Source organism: Streptomyces sp. NPDC030222 (assembly GCF_055573115.1).
The window spans coordinates 95161-110124 of the sequence record NZ_JBVICA010000010.1 but is presented as its reverse complement, the minus strand read 5'-3'; the positions used below and the strand labels follow the sequence as shown (position 1 = coordinate 110124).

14 protein-coding genes are annotated in these 14964 nt (G+C 73.0%); 5 read left to right on the top strand and 9 right to left on the bottom strand.

The features are described from left to right. Positions 1 to 54 precede the first annotated feature (54 nt). The gene (rpmI, locus tag ACZ4Z5_RS16745) at positions 55 to 249 is read right to left on the bottom strand and encodes a 50S ribosomal protein L35 (RefSeq protein ID WP_171085849.1); all 195 of its coding nucleotides are present in this window, start codon (positions 247 to 249) and stop codon (positions 55 to 57) included. A 101-nt stretch (positions 250 to 350) separates the two neighbouring features. Further along, positions 351 to 1031, bottom strand: a complete 681-nt coding sequence (gene infC, locus ACZ4Z5_RS16740) for a translation initiation factor IF-3 (RefSeq protein ID WP_468262896.1) — start codon at positions 1029 to 1031, stop codon at positions 351 to 353. Positions 1032 to 1369: 338 nt separating this feature from the next. On the opposite strand from infC, the gene ACZ4Z5_RS16735 reads away from it, so the two are divergent. Next, on the top strand, positions 1370 to 1738 hold the full coding sequence (locus tag ACZ4Z5_RS16735; protein ID WP_468262893.1) for a DUF1844 domain-containing protein: 369 nt from the start codon (positions 1370 to 1372) through the stop codon (positions 1736 to 1738). Between the two features lie 47 nt (positions 1739 to 1785). Here the strand turns inward: ACZ4Z5_RS16735 and ACZ4Z5_RS16730 are convergent, their stop codons facing one another. The 3 genes from ACZ4Z5_RS16730 to ACZ4Z5_RS16720 form a co-directional block, all read right to left on the bottom strand. Continuing rightward, on the bottom strand, positions 1786 to 2517 hold the full coding sequence (locus tag ACZ4Z5_RS16730; protein WP_468262891.1) for an SseB family protein: 732 nt from the start codon (positions 2515 to 2517) through the stop codon (positions 1786 to 1788). A gap of 431 nt (positions 2518 to 2948) precedes the next feature. After that, the gene (gene mycP, locus ACZ4Z5_RS16725) at positions 2949 to 4136 is read right to left on the bottom strand and encodes a type VII secretion-associated serine protease mycosin (protein WP_468262887.1); all 1188 of its coding nucleotides are present in this window, start codon (positions 4134 to 4136) and stop codon (positions 2949 to 2951) included. After that, complete coding sequence (locus ACZ4Z5_RS16720) at positions 4133 to 5035, bottom strand: hypothetical protein (protein WP_468262885.1); 903 nt, start codon at positions 5033 to 5035, stop codon at positions 4133 to 4135. The genes mycP and ACZ4Z5_RS16720 overlap by 4 nt, the downstream gene beginning before the upstream one ends. 781 nt (positions 5036 to 5816) lie before the next feature. On the opposite strand from ACZ4Z5_RS16720, the gene ACZ4Z5_RS16715 reads away from it, so the two are divergent. Continuing rightward, positions 5817 to 7019 carry an amino acid deaminase/aldolase gene (locus tag ACZ4Z5_RS16715; RefSeq protein ID WP_468262882.1) on the top strand — a complete coding sequence of 401 codons (1203 nt, stop codon included), beginning with the start codon at positions 5817 to 5819 and terminating at the stop codon, positions 7017 to 7019. 164 nt (positions 7020 to 7183) lie between these two features. Here the strand turns inward: ACZ4Z5_RS16715 and ACZ4Z5_RS16710 are convergent, their stop codons facing one another. The 3 genes from ACZ4Z5_RS16710 to ACZ4Z5_RS16700 are packed head-to-tail and all read right to left on the bottom strand — an operon-like array spanning position 7184 to position 10726. Further along, the gene (locus tag ACZ4Z5_RS16710; protein ID WP_468262880.1) at positions 7184 to 7969 is read right to left on the bottom strand and encodes a 3-oxoacyl-ACP reductase; all 786 of its coding nucleotides are present in this window, start codon (positions 7967 to 7969) and stop codon (positions 7184 to 7186) included. 4 nt (positions 7970 to 7973) lie between these two features. Next, complete coding sequence (locus tag ACZ4Z5_RS16705) at positions 7974 to 9353, bottom strand: aldehyde dehydrogenase family protein (protein WP_468262878.1); 1380 nt, start codon at positions 9351 to 9353, stop codon at positions 7974 to 7976. A gap of 8 nt (positions 9354 to 9361) precedes the next feature. Then, positions 9362 to 10726, bottom strand: coding sequence for a glutamine synthetase family protein (locus ACZ4Z5_RS16700; RefSeq protein ID WP_468262875.1), 1365 nt, complete (start codon positions 10724 to 10726; stop codon positions 9362 to 9364). Between the two features lie 77 nt (positions 10727 to 10803). Here ACZ4Z5_RS16700 and ACZ4Z5_RS16695 point away from each other — a divergent pair, with 77 nt between their 5' ends. The 3 genes from ACZ4Z5_RS16695 (at position 10804) to ACZ4Z5_RS16685 (ending at position 13809) form a co-directional block, all read left to right on the top strand. Beyond that, positions 10804 to 11538, top strand: coding sequence for a FadR/GntR family transcriptional regulator (locus ACZ4Z5_RS16695; protein WP_468262873.1), 735 nt, complete (start codon positions 10804 to 10806; stop codon positions 11536 to 11538). A gap of 104 nt (positions 11539 to 11642) precedes the next feature. Next, complete coding sequence (gene eat / locus ACZ4Z5_RS16690; protein WP_468262870.1) at positions 11643 to 13097, top strand: ethanolamine permease; 1455 nt, start codon at positions 11643 to 11645, stop codon at positions 13095 to 13097. 34 nt (positions 13098 to 13131) lie between these two features. Next, positions 13132 to 13809 (top strand): gamma-glutamyl-gamma-aminobutyrate hydrolase family protein, encoded by a 678-nt coding sequence (locus ACZ4Z5_RS16685; RefSeq protein WP_468263228.1) that lies wholly within the window; start codon positions 13132 to 13134, stop codon positions 13807 to 13809. 173 nt (positions 13810 to 13982) lie between these two features. Here ACZ4Z5_RS16685 and ACZ4Z5_RS16680 read toward each other — a convergent pair whose 3' ends face one another. Then, positions 13983 to 14909, bottom strand: a complete 927-nt coding sequence (locus ACZ4Z5_RS16680) for a LysR family transcriptional regulator (protein ID WP_468262867.1) — start codon at positions 14907 to 14909, stop codon at positions 13983 to 13985. Between the last annotated feature and the right edge of the window lie 55 nt (positions 14910 to 14964).

Here is a 14964-nt window from a genome sequence, read left to right as displayed (position 1 = left end):
AATCGAATAGGTCCCGGTCTCGGCGTCCCGCCCCCGTCACCGGGGGCGGGGACGTCACTTGCCGAGAAGCTTCTTGATCTTCGCGGCGTCGCCCGGGGCCATCTCGGCGTTGCCGGTGAGGCGACGCGTCAGCTTGGACGACTTGTGCTCGAGCAGGTGGCGCTTGCCGGCGCGCTCGCGCAGCACCTTGCCGGAGCCGGTGATCTTGAAGCGCTTGCTGGCACCGCTGTGCGTCTTGTTCTTCGGCATAGCGCCGTTCTCTCCTCGTCAGTGGCGCTCCCAGCCGGTCCGGGGACCGGCACGCGGGAGCGTCAGGTGTATCGGTGGGTGTCCTGGGTGCGACCCCGGACTCAGGCCTCGGCCGGTCCCTCGGCGGACTCGGCCGCCGGAGCGGCTTCGCCTTCCTCGCGGACGGGCTGACGCCCTGCCTTGCGGGCGGCCTGCGCCTCACGGGCCTCGGCCATCGCCTCGGTCTTCTTCTTGTGCGGACCGAGAACCATGATCATGTTGCGGCCGTCCTGCTTGGGGTTCGACTCCACGAAGCCGAGGTCCTGGACGTCCTCCGCCAGACGCTGCAGCAGCCGGTAGCCGAGTTCCGGACGGGACTGCTCGCGACCACGGAACATGATCGTGATCTTGACCTTGTCGCCCTGCTTGAGGAACCGGACGACATGACCCTTCTTGGTGTCGTAGTCGTGCGGGTCGATCTTCGGCCGGAGCTTCATCTCCTTGATGACCGTGTGCGCCTGGTTCTTGCGCGCCTCACGGGCCTTCATGGCCGACTCGTACTTGAACTTCCCGTAGTCCATGAGCTTGCACACGGGCGGACGGGCGTTCGCCGCGACCTCGACCAGGTCCAGGTCGTACTCCTGCGCAAGCTCCAGGGCCTTGGCAAGCGGCACGATGCCGACCTGCTCGCCGCTGGGACCGACAAGTCGCACCTCGGGAACGCGAATCCGGTCGTTGATGCGGGGCTCGGCGCTGATGGATCCTCCTCGGTAGCACCACGCGACAGCCTGGCGGGCTGCCACGCAACGTCTGTTTCGTCAGACCAACCGCGCCGATGCACAAAAAAGTGCCCCGACGGGACACAGGCGGGGCTCCATGACTACCGGAGCACCGCCGCGAGGCCGCGGGGCGCACGTTCGGGCGGCGCCATCGTCCGTACGGAACGATGGACCCGCCAGACCGGTGACCCGCCGCCCCGGAGGACGGTCGGGTGGGAGTTCGGAGCCTCCACTTGTGGGTCGGGCACAGTTGTGTCCGACCGGTCGTGACTCAAGGTTAGCAGCTCCCCGGGGAACCGGCGAACGGGGACGCCCGCCGCCCCACGGCCACCGCGCGGCCGGCGGGGCCTATCGTGTGGGGCATGAGTGACGCGACCCCCAGCAACGAGACGACCCCCGACTTCGACGCCATGGCCCGCGACATCGCGGAGGTCCCCGCGGTCGAGGTGATCGTGACGGTCGCGGTCAACCTCATGAGCGCCGCCGCCGTGAAGGTCGGGCTGACCGAGGAGGGCGAAGCGCACAAGGACCTGGACGAGGCCCGCAAGCTGATCCACGCCCTCGCCGGACTGATGGACGCGAGCGCGACGGAGATCAGCTCCTTCCACGCGGCACCGCTGCGGGACGGCCTGAAGTCGCTCCAGCTGGCGTTCCGCGAGGCGTCCCTGGTGCCGGACGAGCCGGGCCAGGGCCCGGGCGAGAAGTACACCGGGCCGGTCTACGGCCGCTGACCCCACACGTACGCGGGGTTCACGCACGGGTACGAGGACGCAGACGTTCACACACGTACGTAGAGGGGCTCGCCCGGAGGCACCGTCCCGGCCGGCAGCAGTGCCAGGTCGAGGCCGTGCACCAGGCGGGCCCTCAGCACGTCGTCGGCGGCCAGTGCCTCGGCGACCCGTCGCACCGCCTCGGCCGGGACGGCGTCCGCGGCGAGCACCAGCGCGAGCGTGCCGTCGGCCCGGCCCGGGCCGAGATGGGCGCGGAGCACCGCCGTCTCGGCGGCGACCGCCGCCCGGACGGCTCCGACGACCGCCGGGTCGTCGAGCGGATCCGTGCTGGTACGGCCCTCGGCGAGGGCGAGCAGGGCCGCGCCCTTCAGTTCGTACGGGACGGGACCGGCGAGGTCGAGGACGACGGTGTCGGCCTTCTCGTGCGCGGCCGCCTGGAGCGCCTGGTGCAGCGGTACGGCGACGGGCCGGGCCTCGGGGTCCCACAGCGCCAGCGAGGCGGTCGAGGTGAATGCGGGCAGGGCCTTCCGGTCGCCCGCGCGCAGTGTGGGAACGGCCATGTCGCTCGTCTTCTCGCGGCGCAGGCCGTTCTCGTCCTCCTCGACCTCGCCGAGGACGGCGACGACCGGGACGAGCAGCCGGGCGCCCTTCAGGGCCACCAGCACGTCCCGCTCGGCCGACCGGTCCTCGGCCCACGCGGCGAGCGCCGCGGCCAGCCGGGGGTCGGCGGAACCGTCGTCGTCGGAGAAACCGGGGTCGGGAATGTTCTTGAGCGCCACGCGACGAGCCTAACGGGAGCGCTGCGGGGGCCGGATCACCGGGGAGGGGGCGGGGGCTGCCGCCCCCGGTCGGGGCCGGGCCGCCCACAGGCCCGGGCCGGTGGGTCGGGGGCGCGTGCGGCTCGGCACGTGCCGGGCGTGCCGTCCGGCCGTCGGGCGCGGGCATTCGCGGTTGTCATCCGAACCGGGGCAGGCCGCCCCGGCAAGCGAGGGCTGCTGTCTTCGAGCCACGAGGCCGGGGCCTGCGGCCGTCGGGTCACCGGACCGCAGGGCGGGAAGCCATCGCGCCACCCGCGCTGGGCAACTGCCGACGGATCATGAAGGCCGGGTTGCCGTCACCGTCGTCTGCCGCCGCGGGACGGTGACCGCCACCACGAAGCCAAGGGCGCGCCGGCCGTCCGCAAGGCACGAGGCCGGGACGCTGCCTCGTGTCACCTGGCTCGGGAGCGGGTGCCGCCGTGCCAGAGGAGTGCCGCGGCGAGCAGCAGGGCTGCGCCGGTGCCGCCTGCCACCAGGACGGGCAGGCCGGGGGTGCCGGGGGTGCCGCGGGACGTGTCGGGGCCGGGCCCGAAGTAGCGGGCCTGGTGGCCCGGGGTCGTACCGGCGCGGAGGCCGGTCTTCCGATCAACCGCCGCCCCGGCCTTGATCGCGGCGGCGGGGTCGATCATGCCGTGGCCCCGGGAGTCGTCACGGCCGCCCTTCGGGGAGTTGCGGGCGGTGTCGGCGAGCAGCTTCTTGATCTGGGCGGGTTCGAGGCCCGGGTGTGCCGAGCGCACGAGGGCGACCGCCCCCGACACGAACGCGGCGGCCGCGCTCGTGCCCCAGCCCTCGTAGTACTTGCGGTCCGGGTCGGCGATCACGACGTCCACCCCGGGTGCGCTCACGGTGGCGTACCAGCGCCGGGTGGAGAACGAGGCGTGGGTCCCGAAGCGGTCGACGGCGGTGACCGCGATCACTCCGGGATAGGCCGCGGGGAAGGAGATGTGGTCGCCCTTCTCCCCGCCGTTCCCCGCGGAGGCGACGACCACGGAGCCCTTGGCGAGTGCGTACTGGACGGCGGCGTCCTCGGCCGCCTCCGGGTGCGCCGACTCGCTGTCGTCCCCGAGGGAGAGGTTGATGACGTCGGCGCCCTGGTCGGCGGCCCAGCGGATCCCGTCGGCGAGGGCCCTGCCCCGTGATGCGCGGGCCTTCTTCCGTTCCGCGTCGGTCCCTTCGAGGATCACCCTGACGGGCAGGATCTTCGCCTCGGGGGCGATCCCGAGGACCCCGTCGCCGCGGTCGGGGCCGTGTCCGTGCCCGGCGATGATCCCGGCCATCGCGGTGCCGTGCCGGGCCCATGCCCGGTCCCCGCGCTTCGCCCCGAAGCCGATGAGGTCCTTCCCCGGCAGGACCTGTCCTTCCAGGTCCGGGTGGCTGTCGTCCACCCCGGTGTCGAGCACGGCGACGGTGACGCCCTTGCCCTTGGTCGTCCGCCAGGCCTCCTCGGTGTGCATGGCGGACAGCTCCCACTGCCGGGCCCTGATCGTGTCCGCCTGCGCGGGGGCGGCGGGCAGCAGCGCCAGCACGGCGGCGGCCCCGAGGGCCGCGGCCCGGCGTAGCGCATGCGAGCGTCGGGTCATCGGGGCCGCTCCTGGGTGACGGTCCTGCGCAGGGAGCGTTCGATTCGGTCGGCGATGCCCTTGGCGTCGTGGCCCAGGCCCGCCTGGGCGGGGGCGGTCGCGGCACCCGGGACCACGGCGTCCTCGGCGGGCTGGGGGTCGGTGACCGCGCGGCCGTCGGCGAACCCTGAGACCGCGTACACGACGACCGGCGCGTCGGTGAGGACGCTGACCGTCCAGCTCGCCCGCGCGTCGTCGTCGAATCCGGCCGCGACCGTGCCGGCGACGGCCTGCGCCCGCGGCATCAGGTCGCGGCGCTTCTTCAGGTCCTTCGTAAAACGGTCCCGGAGCGCGGTCGTGGTCCTGGGGTCGGCCTTGGTGAAGACCATGCCCACGGTGGTGACGCTGCTGCTCGTGGCGTCGGTGTAGGTGGCCCGCAGCAGCCGCGTGCAGCCGACCGCCTCCAGCGCGGTCACCAGCAGCGGGTCGAGGGCTTCGCGGCCGCACTCCGTGTCGGGCGCGACGGCGATCCTGGTCCATGTGCGGTCCGCGCCGCCGGGGCCGGCGCCGCCGCCGTCGAGGGTGGGCGGGAAGAGGGTGTCGACGGGCACGTTGTGCCAGAGGCCGCGCGCATCGTCGAAGGCGCGTTCGGCGGCGGGCCGGTCGTCCGCCGCGCCGGTGAGCCAGCTTCCCGCCGCGGCGCCACCGGTCAGGCCGAGCCCGAGCACCACGCCGACGGCGACCGCGGCCACCCGCCCCGGCGTGCGCGCCGGCACGGGACGGAGCCGGACGGTGGTCTCGACGGCGAACTCCGGCGGTACGGATGGCGGAACGAATCCGGGCAGCGGGACCCCGGTCGGCCGGGGCGCCGGTCCGGCAGCCGCGCCCGGCCGCTGCCCCGCCTGCGCGTCGTCCGGCACGGCCCGCGGTCCGCCGACGGGCGCGGGCCGCGGTGGCGGACTGCCGTGCGGCGGCGCGGTGTGCCGCGTGGTGCCCGTCCCGGCGACGGCAGACCGTGACTCGGTCACGTCCGTCGCGGGCGCGTCGGTCCACGACGGGACACCGGCCGGCGCCGGAACGCGAGAGGCCGAGCGCGGCCCCTCCCCAGAAGGCACCGGATCCCGCGAAGGCCGCGGCGGAATCACCGGACGCCGACCCAAAAAGCCCCCCAACTCACCCACAGGAGCCCCCGGACGCACATCCACGGAAGACGACAGCGAAGCATCAGGCGAAGCCGGAACGCGAGAGGCCGAGCGCGGCCCCTCCCCAGAAGGCACCGGATCCCGCGAAGGCCGCGGCGGAATCACCGGACGCCGACCCAAGAAGCCCCCCGACTCACCCACAGGAGCCCCGGGGCGCGCGTCCGATGAAGACGACAGCGGGCCGCCGGGCGCAGCCGACACGCGTGGTACCCCGGGGCCGGACGGGCCGTGGGTGCGCGGCGGGTGGGACGGTGGCGGTGGTACGTCGGAGGGGAGGCGGGGACGGCGTGGGTCGGTGGTCATCCGTTCCCCCTGTCCGTCCGCGCGTCGTGACCCGCGCCACCATGGGATCGCCGTTCGACGGCAGGTGGACGGGCAACCGAATGGGCGTCACTTTACGGGCTGCCGCAGCGCCGGTGGGAACCGGACGCAAGGCCGGGGCGATCTGGCCCGGATCGTCCCCTACCTTGGGGTAATCCGCGTCTGGCAGGCTTCGGCCATGACCACCCGTGCTGCCGACCGAGCCCGGTACGACCGGGCCACCGCCCATCTCGACGCCCCGCTCGCCGTGGTCGATCTCGATGCGTTCGACGCCAACGCGGACGGTCTGGTCCGCCGGGCCGGCGGGAAACCGGTCCGGGTGGCCGCCAAGTCGGTGCGGTGCCGGGCCCTGCTGGAGCGGGTGCTGGCCCGCGGCGGGTTCTCCGGGATCATGTCCTTCACGCTGGCCGAGTCGCTGTGGCTCGCACGCGCGGGCTTCGACGACGTCCTGCTGGCGTACCCGTCGGCGGACCGCTCGGGGTTCGCGGAGCTGGCCGCCGACGCCAAACTGGCCGGTGCGGTCACGGTGATGGTGGACGACCCGGCGCAGCTGGATCTGATCGACGCGGCGCGGGCCGGCGGCGGCGAGGAGATCCGGGTGTGCGTGGAACTGGACACCTCGCTGCGGCTGCTGGGCGGCCGCATACGGGTGGGGGCGCGGCGGTCCCCGCTGCACTCCCCCGCCCAGGTGGCGGAGGTGGCCCGCTCCGTGGTGCGCCGGCCGGGATTCCGGCTGGTGGGGCTCATGGCCTACGAGGGGCATGTGGCCGGGGTGGGGGACGCGGTGCCCGGGCACCCCCTGCGCTCGCGGGCCGTCCGGCTGATGCAGGTGTCGGCTCGCCGGGAGCTGGCGGAGCGGCGGGCCGCGGTCGTCGGCGCGGTACGGGCCGTGGCGCCGGACCTGGAGTTCGTGAACGGCGGCGGTACGGGCAGCGTGCAGCACACGGCCGCGGAGGACGCGGTGACGGAGATCGCGGCGGGCTCGGGACTGTTCCAGCCGCGGCTGTTCGACAACTACACGTCGTTCAGCGGCCGTCCGGCGGCGCTGTTCGCGTTGCCGGTGGTCCGCCGGCCGGGCGTGGGCGTGGTGACGGTGCTGGGCGGCGGCTATCCCGCGTCGGGGGCCGTGGGCCCGGACCGGCTCCCGGTGCCCTGGCTGCCGGAGGGGCTGCGGTACGACCCGATGGAGGGTCCGGGCGAGGTTCAGACCCCGCTGCTGGGATCCGCGGCCGACGACCTGCTGATCGGCGACAAGGTGTGGTTCCGGCACGCGAAGGCCGGGGAGCTGTGCGAGCGCTTCGACAGCCTGCATCTGATCGAGGGTGACCGGGTGACGGCGAAGGTGCCCACCTACCGCGGGGAGGGCCGGACGTTCCTCTGAGGGCCCGGCGCGCGCGGATGTCCCGGGGCGTGGCGTGCGGGGGCCGGTGCCGCTGTCGGCGGCCGCCGTCGCGTCCCCGCAGTGCCCCGGGCCAAGGTCACCGCGGGGCGGCCGGACGTCGCAAGGACGCCCGGCCGCCGGGGAGCCGGTCGGAGGACCCGGGTCTACAGCGGCGTGACGTACGCGCCGGAGATACCGCCGTCGACCAGGAAGTCGGTGGCGTTGACGAAGGACGAGTCGTCACTGGCGAGGAAGGCCACGGCCGCGGCGATCTCCTCGGCCTCGGCGAAGCGTCCCGCCGGGATGTGGACCAGCCGGCGCGCGGCCCGCTCAGGGTCCTTGGCGAACAGCTCCTGGAGGAGCGGGGTGTTGACCGGCCCCGGGCAGAGCGCGTTGACGCGGATGCCCTCCCGGGCGAACTGCACACCGAGCTCGCGGGACATGGCGAGGACGCCGCCCTTGGACGCGGTGTACGAGATCTGCGAGGTGGCGGCGCCCATGATGGCGACGAAGGACGCGGTGTTGATGATGGAGCCCTTGCCCTGGCGCCTCATGTAGGGGATGGCTGCCTTGCAGCAGAGGTAGACGGAGGTGAGGTTGACCTCCTGGACGCGCTTCCAGGCCTCCAGGCCGGTGGTGAGGATGGAGTCGTCGTCCGGCGGGGAGATCCCGGCGTTGTTGAAGGCGATGTCGACCGAGCCGTAGGTGTCGAACGCGGTCTTGAAGAGCGCCTCCACCTGCTCGGGGTCGGTGACGTCGACCTTCACGAAGGTCCCGCCGACCTCCTCGGCCGCGGTCTTGCCGGCCACCTCGTCGATGTCGGCGCAGACGACGTTCGCGCCCTCGGAGGCGAGACGGCGGGCGGTCGCGAGACCGATGCCGCTGCCGGCTCCGGTGATGACGGCGGTCCGGCCCTCCAGGCGGCGGCAGTTGCTGGTCTGGTCGGTCATGTGCTCAGGCCTCCGTGCTGATGAAGACGTTCTTGGTTTCGGTGAAAGCGGTGAGGGCGTCGGGCCCGAGTTCGCGGCCGAGTCCGGACTGCTTGTAGCCGCCGAACGGGGTCCAGTAGCGGACGCTGCTGTGGGAGTTGACGGAGAGGTTGCCGGCGGCGACGGACCGGGAGACGCGGATCGCCCGGCCGACGTCACGGGTCCAGATGGAGCCGGAGAGGCCGTACTCGGTGGCGTTGGCGAGCCGGATCGCGTCGGCCTCGTCGTCGAAGGGCAGCACGACGGCGACGGGTCCGAAGACCTCCTCGGCGGCGACCGGGGCGGCCGCGTCGACACCGGTGACGACGGTGGGCGGGAACCAGAAGCCGGGGCCTTCGGGGGCCTTGCCCCGGATGGTGGTGAGATCGTCGGTGACGTAGGACCGCACCCGGTCCAGCTGGACGCGGGAGATCAGCGGGCCCATCTGGGTCTCCTCGTCGGAGGGGTCGCCGACGACGACGGACTCGACGGCCGGGGCCAGCAGCTCCAGGAAACGGTCGTACACCGTCCGCTGGACGAGGATCCGGGTGCGGGCGCAGCAGTCCTGTCCGCCGTTGTCGAGGAAGGACATGGGGGCGGCGGCCGCGGCGGCCTCGATGTCGGCGTCGGCGAAGACGATGTTCGGGCTCTTGCCGCCGAGTTCCAGCGTCACCCGCTTCACCCGGTCCGCGCATTTGGCCATGATGCCCTTGCCGACCCGGGTCGACCCGGTGAACACGATCTTGGCGACGCCGGGGTGTTCGACGATGGCTTCGCCCGCGACCGTGCCTGCGCCCGGCAGCACCTGGAAGAGGTGCTCGGGCAGCCCGGCCTCCAGGGCGAGCTCGGCGAGCCGGAGCGCGGTGAGCGGTGTGGTCTCGGCGGGCTTGAGGAGGACCGCGTTGCCGGCGGCGAGTGCGGGGGCGGTGCCCCAGGCGGCGATCGGCATGGGGAAGTTCCAGGGCGCGATGATCCCGATGACGCCGAGCGGTTCGAGGATCGTGACGTCGAGGCCGCCGGGGACGGGGATCTGCCGGCCGCTGAGCCGCTCCACTCCCCCGGCCGAGAAGTCGAGCAGGTCGCGGACGTTGCCGGCTTCCCAGCGGGCGTTGCCGATGGTGTGCCCGGCCTCGCGCACCTCCAGGCGGGCGAGTTCCTCGATGTGGTCGTCGACGACGGCCGCGAAGCGGCGCAGGGCGCGGGCCCGGTCGGCGGGCGGCAGTGCCGCCCAGCCGGTCTGCGCAGCTGCCGCGCGGGCGACGGCGGCGTCGACGTCCGCAGTGGTGGCGCCGGGCACGGTGGCGACGACCTCCTCGGTCGCCGGGTTGAGCACCTGGAGCTCGTAGGGCTCGTTCGGGTGGGACAAGGAGGGCCTCACATGCGTTCGAAGGAGCGGAAGCGCTCCCAGTCGGTCACCGCGGCATCGAAGGCCTCGAGCTCGACGCGCGCCATGTTCTGGTAGTGCTGGACGACTTCGGCCCCGAAGGCGGCCTTGGCGATCGGGCTGCTGGCCCACAGGTCGGCGGCCTCGCGGAGGGTGGTCGGGACGTGCTCGTAGTCGCCGGTGTAGGCGTTGCCGGAACAGGCCTCGGGGAGTTCGAGCTCGTTCTCGATGCCGTACAGGCCCGCGGCGACGAGTCCGGCGACGGCGAGGTGCGGGTTGACGTCGCCGCCGGGAACGCGGTTCTCGAAGCGCATCGAGCGGCCGTGGCCGACCACGCGCAGCGCACAGGTGCGGTTGTCGTAGCCCCAGGCCACGGCGGTGGGGGCGAAGCTGCCGGGCTGGAAGCGCTTGTAGGAGTTGATGTTGGGCGCGTAGAGCAGCGAGAAGTCCCGCATCGCGGCGAGCTGTCCGGCGAGGAACTGCCGCATCGTCGGTGACATGCCGCCGGGTCCGTCGCCGGCCATGACGTTGGTGCCGTCGGCGTCCTGGAGCGAGAGGTGGATGTGGCAGGAGTTGCCCTCGCGCTCGTTGAACTTCGCCATGAAGGTGAGCGCCACGCCCTCCTGGGAGGCGATCTCCTTGGCGCCGGTCTTGTAGACGGCGTGCTGGTCGCAGGTGACCAGGGCCTCGTCGTAGCGGAAGGCGATCTCGTGCTGGCCGAGGTTGCACTCGCCCTTGGCCGACTCCACCGTCAGTCCGGCGGTGGCCATCTCGTTGCGGATGCGCCGCAGCAGTGGCTCGACGCGGCTGGTGCCGAGGACGGAGTAGTCGACGTTGTACTGGTTGGCCGGGGTCAGGTCGCGGTAGCCGCGGTCCCAGGCCTGCTCGTAGCTGTCCCTGAAGACGATGAACTCCAGCTCGGTGCCGACGTGCGCGGTCCAGCCGTGCTCGGCGAGCCGGGCGAGCTGGCGGCGCAGGATCTGGCGGGGCGCGGCGGCCACCGGCGTGCCGTCGTTCCAGGCCAGGTCGGCCAGGAGCAGGGCGGTGCCCTCGTTCCAGGGCACGCGGCGCAGGGTCGAGAGGTCGGGATGCATGGCGAAGTCGCCGTAGCCCCGTTCCCAGGACGACATGGCGTAGCCGTCCACGGTGTTCAGGTCCACGTCGACCGCGAGCAGGTAGTTGCAGCCCTCGGTGCCGTGCTTGAGGACCTCGTCGAGGAAGAACGTCGCGGCGAACCGCTTGCCCTGAAGTCGCCCTTGCATATCGGGGAAGGCGAGGACGACAGTGTCGATCTCACCGCTACGGACGAGGGCGTGCAGCTCCTCGATGCCGAGCGGGGCTGTGCGGTCTGCCACGGGGAAAGCCTCCTTCGGTCAGCCGGGAGCCCTAAGGTATGAGGGAGAACCATTGATTGGGAAGGGGGAACCGCAAGATGACCGAGGTTGACTCCGACGGACGCCTGACCCATGTGCTGCGGCCGGTGCGCGCGGGCAATGGCTTCGAGGAGGCGTTGGAGCAGATCCTGCAGGTCGTGCGGCTGGGCCTGGTGCCGGGCGGCGAGCGGCTGCCGGCCGAGCGGGAACTGGCCGACCGGCTCGGCATCAGCCGGGTGACCCTGCGCGAGGTGCTGAAGGTCCTCCAGGACCAGGGCCTGGTCGAGTCGCGGCGCGGGCGGTACGGAGGAACGTTCGTGCTGCAGCGCCCCGAGGCACCGGCGGGCGGGGCCGAGGAGGAGCTGCGCCGCCGCCTCGCCGGGGTGGACGTGGAGGACGTCCTGCGGTTCCGGGAGGTGCTGGAGGTGGGGGCCGCCGGACTGTGCGCGGCGCACGGCCTGACCGACGAGCAGGCCGAGCGGCTGCGGGCGGCACTGGCCGCCACGCACGACGCGCCGCTGGCGGACTACCGGCGGCTGGACACGCTGCTGCACCTGACCATCGCCGAGCTGTCCGGCTCCCCGACGCTCACCGCGCAGTACGCGGCCAACCGGGCGACGGTCAACGAACTCCTGGACTGCATCCCGCTGCTGGTGCGGAACCTGGAGCACTCGCAGCGGCAGCACACCGCGCTGGTAGAGGCGGTGCTGGACGGGGACGCGGACGGGGCTCGGGAGATGATGCGCGAGCACTGCGCGGGTACGGCGGCACTGCTGCGGGGGTTCCTGATGTGAGCGCCGGTTAACCACGCCGTTACGCACAGGTCTTGATTTCCGGGCTCGACGCGGCAAAGGTATGGCTCCATTCCATTGAGCCCCCTCACTCCGGGAGCCGCGCCATGAGTCTGGAAAGCGCAGAGCACACCACCACCCCACCGTCGACCACGGAATCCGACTACCTGGAACGGCGGACCCTGCGCCGCGGCAGCGCCGGCTGGCTGCTGCTCACCGGGCTCGGCGTCGCCTATGTCGTGTCGGGCGACTTCTCCGGCTGGAACTTCGGCCTCGCCGAGGGCGGCTTCGGCGGGCTCGCCGTCGCCATGGTCCTCATGGGGCTGATGTACGCCTGCATGGTCTTCTCGCTCGCCGAGCTGTCGTCCGTCCTGCCGACCGCGGGCGGCGGCTACGGCTTCGCGCGCCGGGCGCTCGGCACCTGGGGCGGCTTCCTGACCGGAACGGCGATCCTGATCGAGTACGTCCTCGCCCCCGCGGCCATCGCCATCTTCATCGGCGACTACGTCGAGTCGCTCGGGCTCTTCGGCCTGACCTCGGGCTGGCCGGTCTACCTCGCCTGCTTCGTGATCTTCATCGGGATCCATCTGTGGGGCGTCGGCGAGGCACTGCGGTTCAGCTTCGTGGTGACGGGCATCGCCGTGGCGGCACTGCTGATCTTCGCTGTGGGGGCGTTCACCGACTTCGACGCCGCCCGGCTCAACGACATCCCGGTGTCCGAGGGCGCCTTCGGGGCGAACTCCTGGCTGCCGTTCGGCATCCTCGGCATCTGGGCCGCGTTCCCCTTCGGCATGTGGTTCTTCCTGGGCGTCGAGGGCGTACCGCTGGCCGCCGAGGAGACCAAGGACCCCGCCCGTACGCTGCCCCGGGCCATGGCCATATCCATGGGCATCCTGGTGGTGCTCGCCCTGCTGACGTTCTTCGCCTCGGCCGGTGCCCGCGGCTCCGCCGCCATCCAGGAAGCGGGGAATCCGCTGGTCACCGCGCTGCAGGGGGACGGCGACCCGACACCGCTGAGCCGGTTCGTGAACTACGCGGGACTGGCCGGACTGGTGGCGTCGTTCTTCTCGCTGATCTACGCCGGGTCCCGGCAGCTGTTCGCGCTCTCCCGGGCCGGCTACCTGCCCCGCTTCCTGTCGCTGACCAGCCGCCGCAAGGCCCCCTGGCTGGGCCTGGTGGTGCCGGGCACCATCGGCTTCGCACTGGCGGCGGGCACGGGTGACGGCGCGCGGATGCTCAACGTCGCCGTCTTCGGCGCGACCATCTCCTACGCCCTGATGTCGCTGTCGCACATCGTGCTGCGGCGCCGCGAGCCGGACCTCGAACGGCCGTACCGCACCCCGGGCGGCGTCGTGACCTCGGCGGTGGCCTTCGTCCTCGCCCTGTCCGCTCTCGTGGCGACGTTCCTGGTGGACAAGGATGCGGCGTTCATCGCCCTGGGCGTCTACGTCGTCGCCCTCGCCTACTTCGCCTTCTACAGCCGGCACCGGCTCGTCGCGTCCGCTCCCGAGGAGGAGTTCGCGGCACTGGCGGCGGCCGAGGCCGAACTCGAACGCAACTGATTCCCGTACGGGACGGAACGGAGACCTCGTGACCATGCCGCTCATCGGCCTCAGCACCTACTGGGAGACGTCCGCGCGGTGGAGCGTGTGGGACCTGCCCGCCGCGCTGCTGCCCGCCGGGTACCCCCGGCTGGTCCAGGCGTCGGGCGGCCTGGCCGCGATGGTCCCGCCCGACGACCCGGACCGGGCCGCGGCCGTGGTCGCCCGGCTCGACGCCCTGGTGATCGCGGGCGGTGCGGACGTGGACCCCGCGCGCTACGGAGCCGGACGCGACCCGCGGACGGGACCGCCCGCACCGGAACGGGACGCCTGGGAACTCGCCCTGATCGACGCGGCGCTGGCGTCCGGCACCCCGTTGCTCGGCATCTGCCGCGGCATGCAGCTGCTGAACGTCGCCCTCGGCGGCACGCTCGTCCAGCACCTGGACGGTCACACCGACGGTGTCGGCGTCCTCGGCCGCCACGCGGTGAAACCGGTGCCCGGCACGCTCTACGCCTCCGTCGTGCCGGAGGAGTCGTCCGTGCCGACGTACCACCACCAGGCCGTCGACCGCCTGGGCGAGGGTCTGGTCGCCTCCGCCCACGCCTCGGACGACGGCACCGTGGAGGCCGTCGAACTGCCCGGCGGGCCATGGGTGCTGGGCGTCCAGTGGCACCCGGAGATGGGCGAGGACATCCGGGTCATGTCGGCCCTGGTGCGGGCGGCGGAATAGGCCCCGGCCCGAACGCTGCCTCCGGCCCCGTCCTTCCCAGGTCGTCACGGGGCGGCCCTGGGAAGGACGGGGCCGGAGGCGTTCGCGATCGAGGGCGGAGCCTCCACGGCCGAGGTCCCGGTGACCGGTGACCGGTGACCCTGGGGCGTTGCCCGGGCAATACCCGGGGCTTCCTAGGGTTTCCGGCGGGTGAGCGACAGCAGGTCCCGGGCCGGCCCGGCGGGGCGGCGGGCCGGGCGCCAGATCGCCCGCAGATCGCGGTGCAGGTACACACCGTCGACCGGCACCCGGACCAGGCGGCGCGCGGCCAGTTCCTCGCCGACCGCGAGTTCACTGAGGACGCAGGGGCCCGCGCCGCTGACCGCCGCGGCCTTGACGGCGGTGGTGGAGGCGAGTTCCAGCAGCGGGTCGGCCAGACCGCCGTACGAGGCGAGGGCCGCGTCCAGCACCTGGCGGGTGCCGGAGCCGCGCTCGCGCAGGATCAGTGGGGCGGCGGCGAGTTCGGCCGGCGGCAGCGGTTTCCGGCGCCGCGCCCAGGGGTGCCCCGGGGCGACGGCGACGACCAGGCGGTCGTGGCCGACGACCGCGCCGGTCAGCCCGGCCGGCACGGACAGGCCCTCCACGAAACCCAGGTCGGCCTCGTCGGCCAGGAGCCGCTCGGCGACCGCCGCCGAGTTCCCGGCGAGCAGCGAGACGGCCGTCCCGGGACGATCGCCGCGGAGTGCGATCAGCCAGCCGGGCAGCAGGTATTCCGCGATCGTCATGCTCGCGGCCACCCGGAGCCTCGAGTCGCGCCGCGCGCGCAGGGCCTGCGCTCCCACGTCGAACGCCTCGGCGGCCTCGACGATGCGCCGGGCCCAGTCGGTGACCAGCGCGCCCTCGTCCGTCAGCCGGGACCCGCGCGGGGAACGGTCGACCAAGGCCACACCGAGCATCCGCTCCATCGAGCGGATCCTGCTGCTCGCGGCAGGCTGCGTGATGCCCAGGTCCCGGGCGGCCCGCCCGAGACTGCCGTGGCGGGCCACGGCCAGCAGCAGTTCCAGCGCGCCCAGGTCCGGCACACGGTGAGCCACGGGCTCCCGCCCCTCCCCGACAGTCATAAGGTCAGTTTATGACCTCATAGAAAAAACGCCCCTGGTCGGAGCCGGGCATCCA

What these genes read in the sequence shown, in the direction of transcription:
- ACZ4Z5_RS16685 (WP_468263228.1), top strand. Translation starts at nt 13,132, where the DNA reads ATGCCGCTCATCGGCCTCAGCACCTACTGGGAGACGTCCGCGCGGTGG.
- ACZ4Z5_RS16695 (WP_468262873.1), top strand. Translation starts at nt 10,804, where the DNA reads ATGACCGAGGTTGACTCCGACGGACGCCTGACCCATGTGCTGCGGCCG.
- ACZ4Z5_RS16680 (WP_468262867.1), bottom strand. Translation starts at nt 14,909, where the DNA reads ATGACTGTCGGGGAGGGGCGGGAGCCCGTGGCTCACCGTGTGCCGGAC.
- eat (WP_468262870.1), top strand. Translation starts at nt 11,643, where the DNA reads ATGAGTCTGGAAAGCGCAGAGCACACCACCACCCCACCGTCGACCACG.
- ACZ4Z5_RS16735 (WP_468262893.1), top strand. Translation starts at nt 1,370, where the DNA reads ATGAGTGACGCGACCCCCAGCAACGAGACGACCCCCGACTTCGACGCC.
- ACZ4Z5_RS16710 (WP_468262880.1), bottom strand. Translation starts at nt 7,969, where the DNA reads ATGACCGACCAGACCAGCAACTGCCGCCGCCTGGAGGGCCGGACCGCC.
- rpmI (WP_171085849.1), bottom strand. Translation starts at nt 249, where the DNA reads ATGCCGAAGAACAAGACGCACAGCGGTGCCAGCAAGCGCTTCAAGATC.
- mycP (WP_468262887.1), bottom strand. Translation starts at nt 4,136, where the DNA reads ATGACCCGACGCTCGCATGCGCTACGCCGGGCCGCGGCCCTCGGGGCC.
- ACZ4Z5_RS16715 (WP_468262882.1), top strand. Translation starts at nt 5,817, where the DNA reads ATGACCACCCGTGCTGCCGACCGAGCCCGGTACGACCGGGCCACCGCC.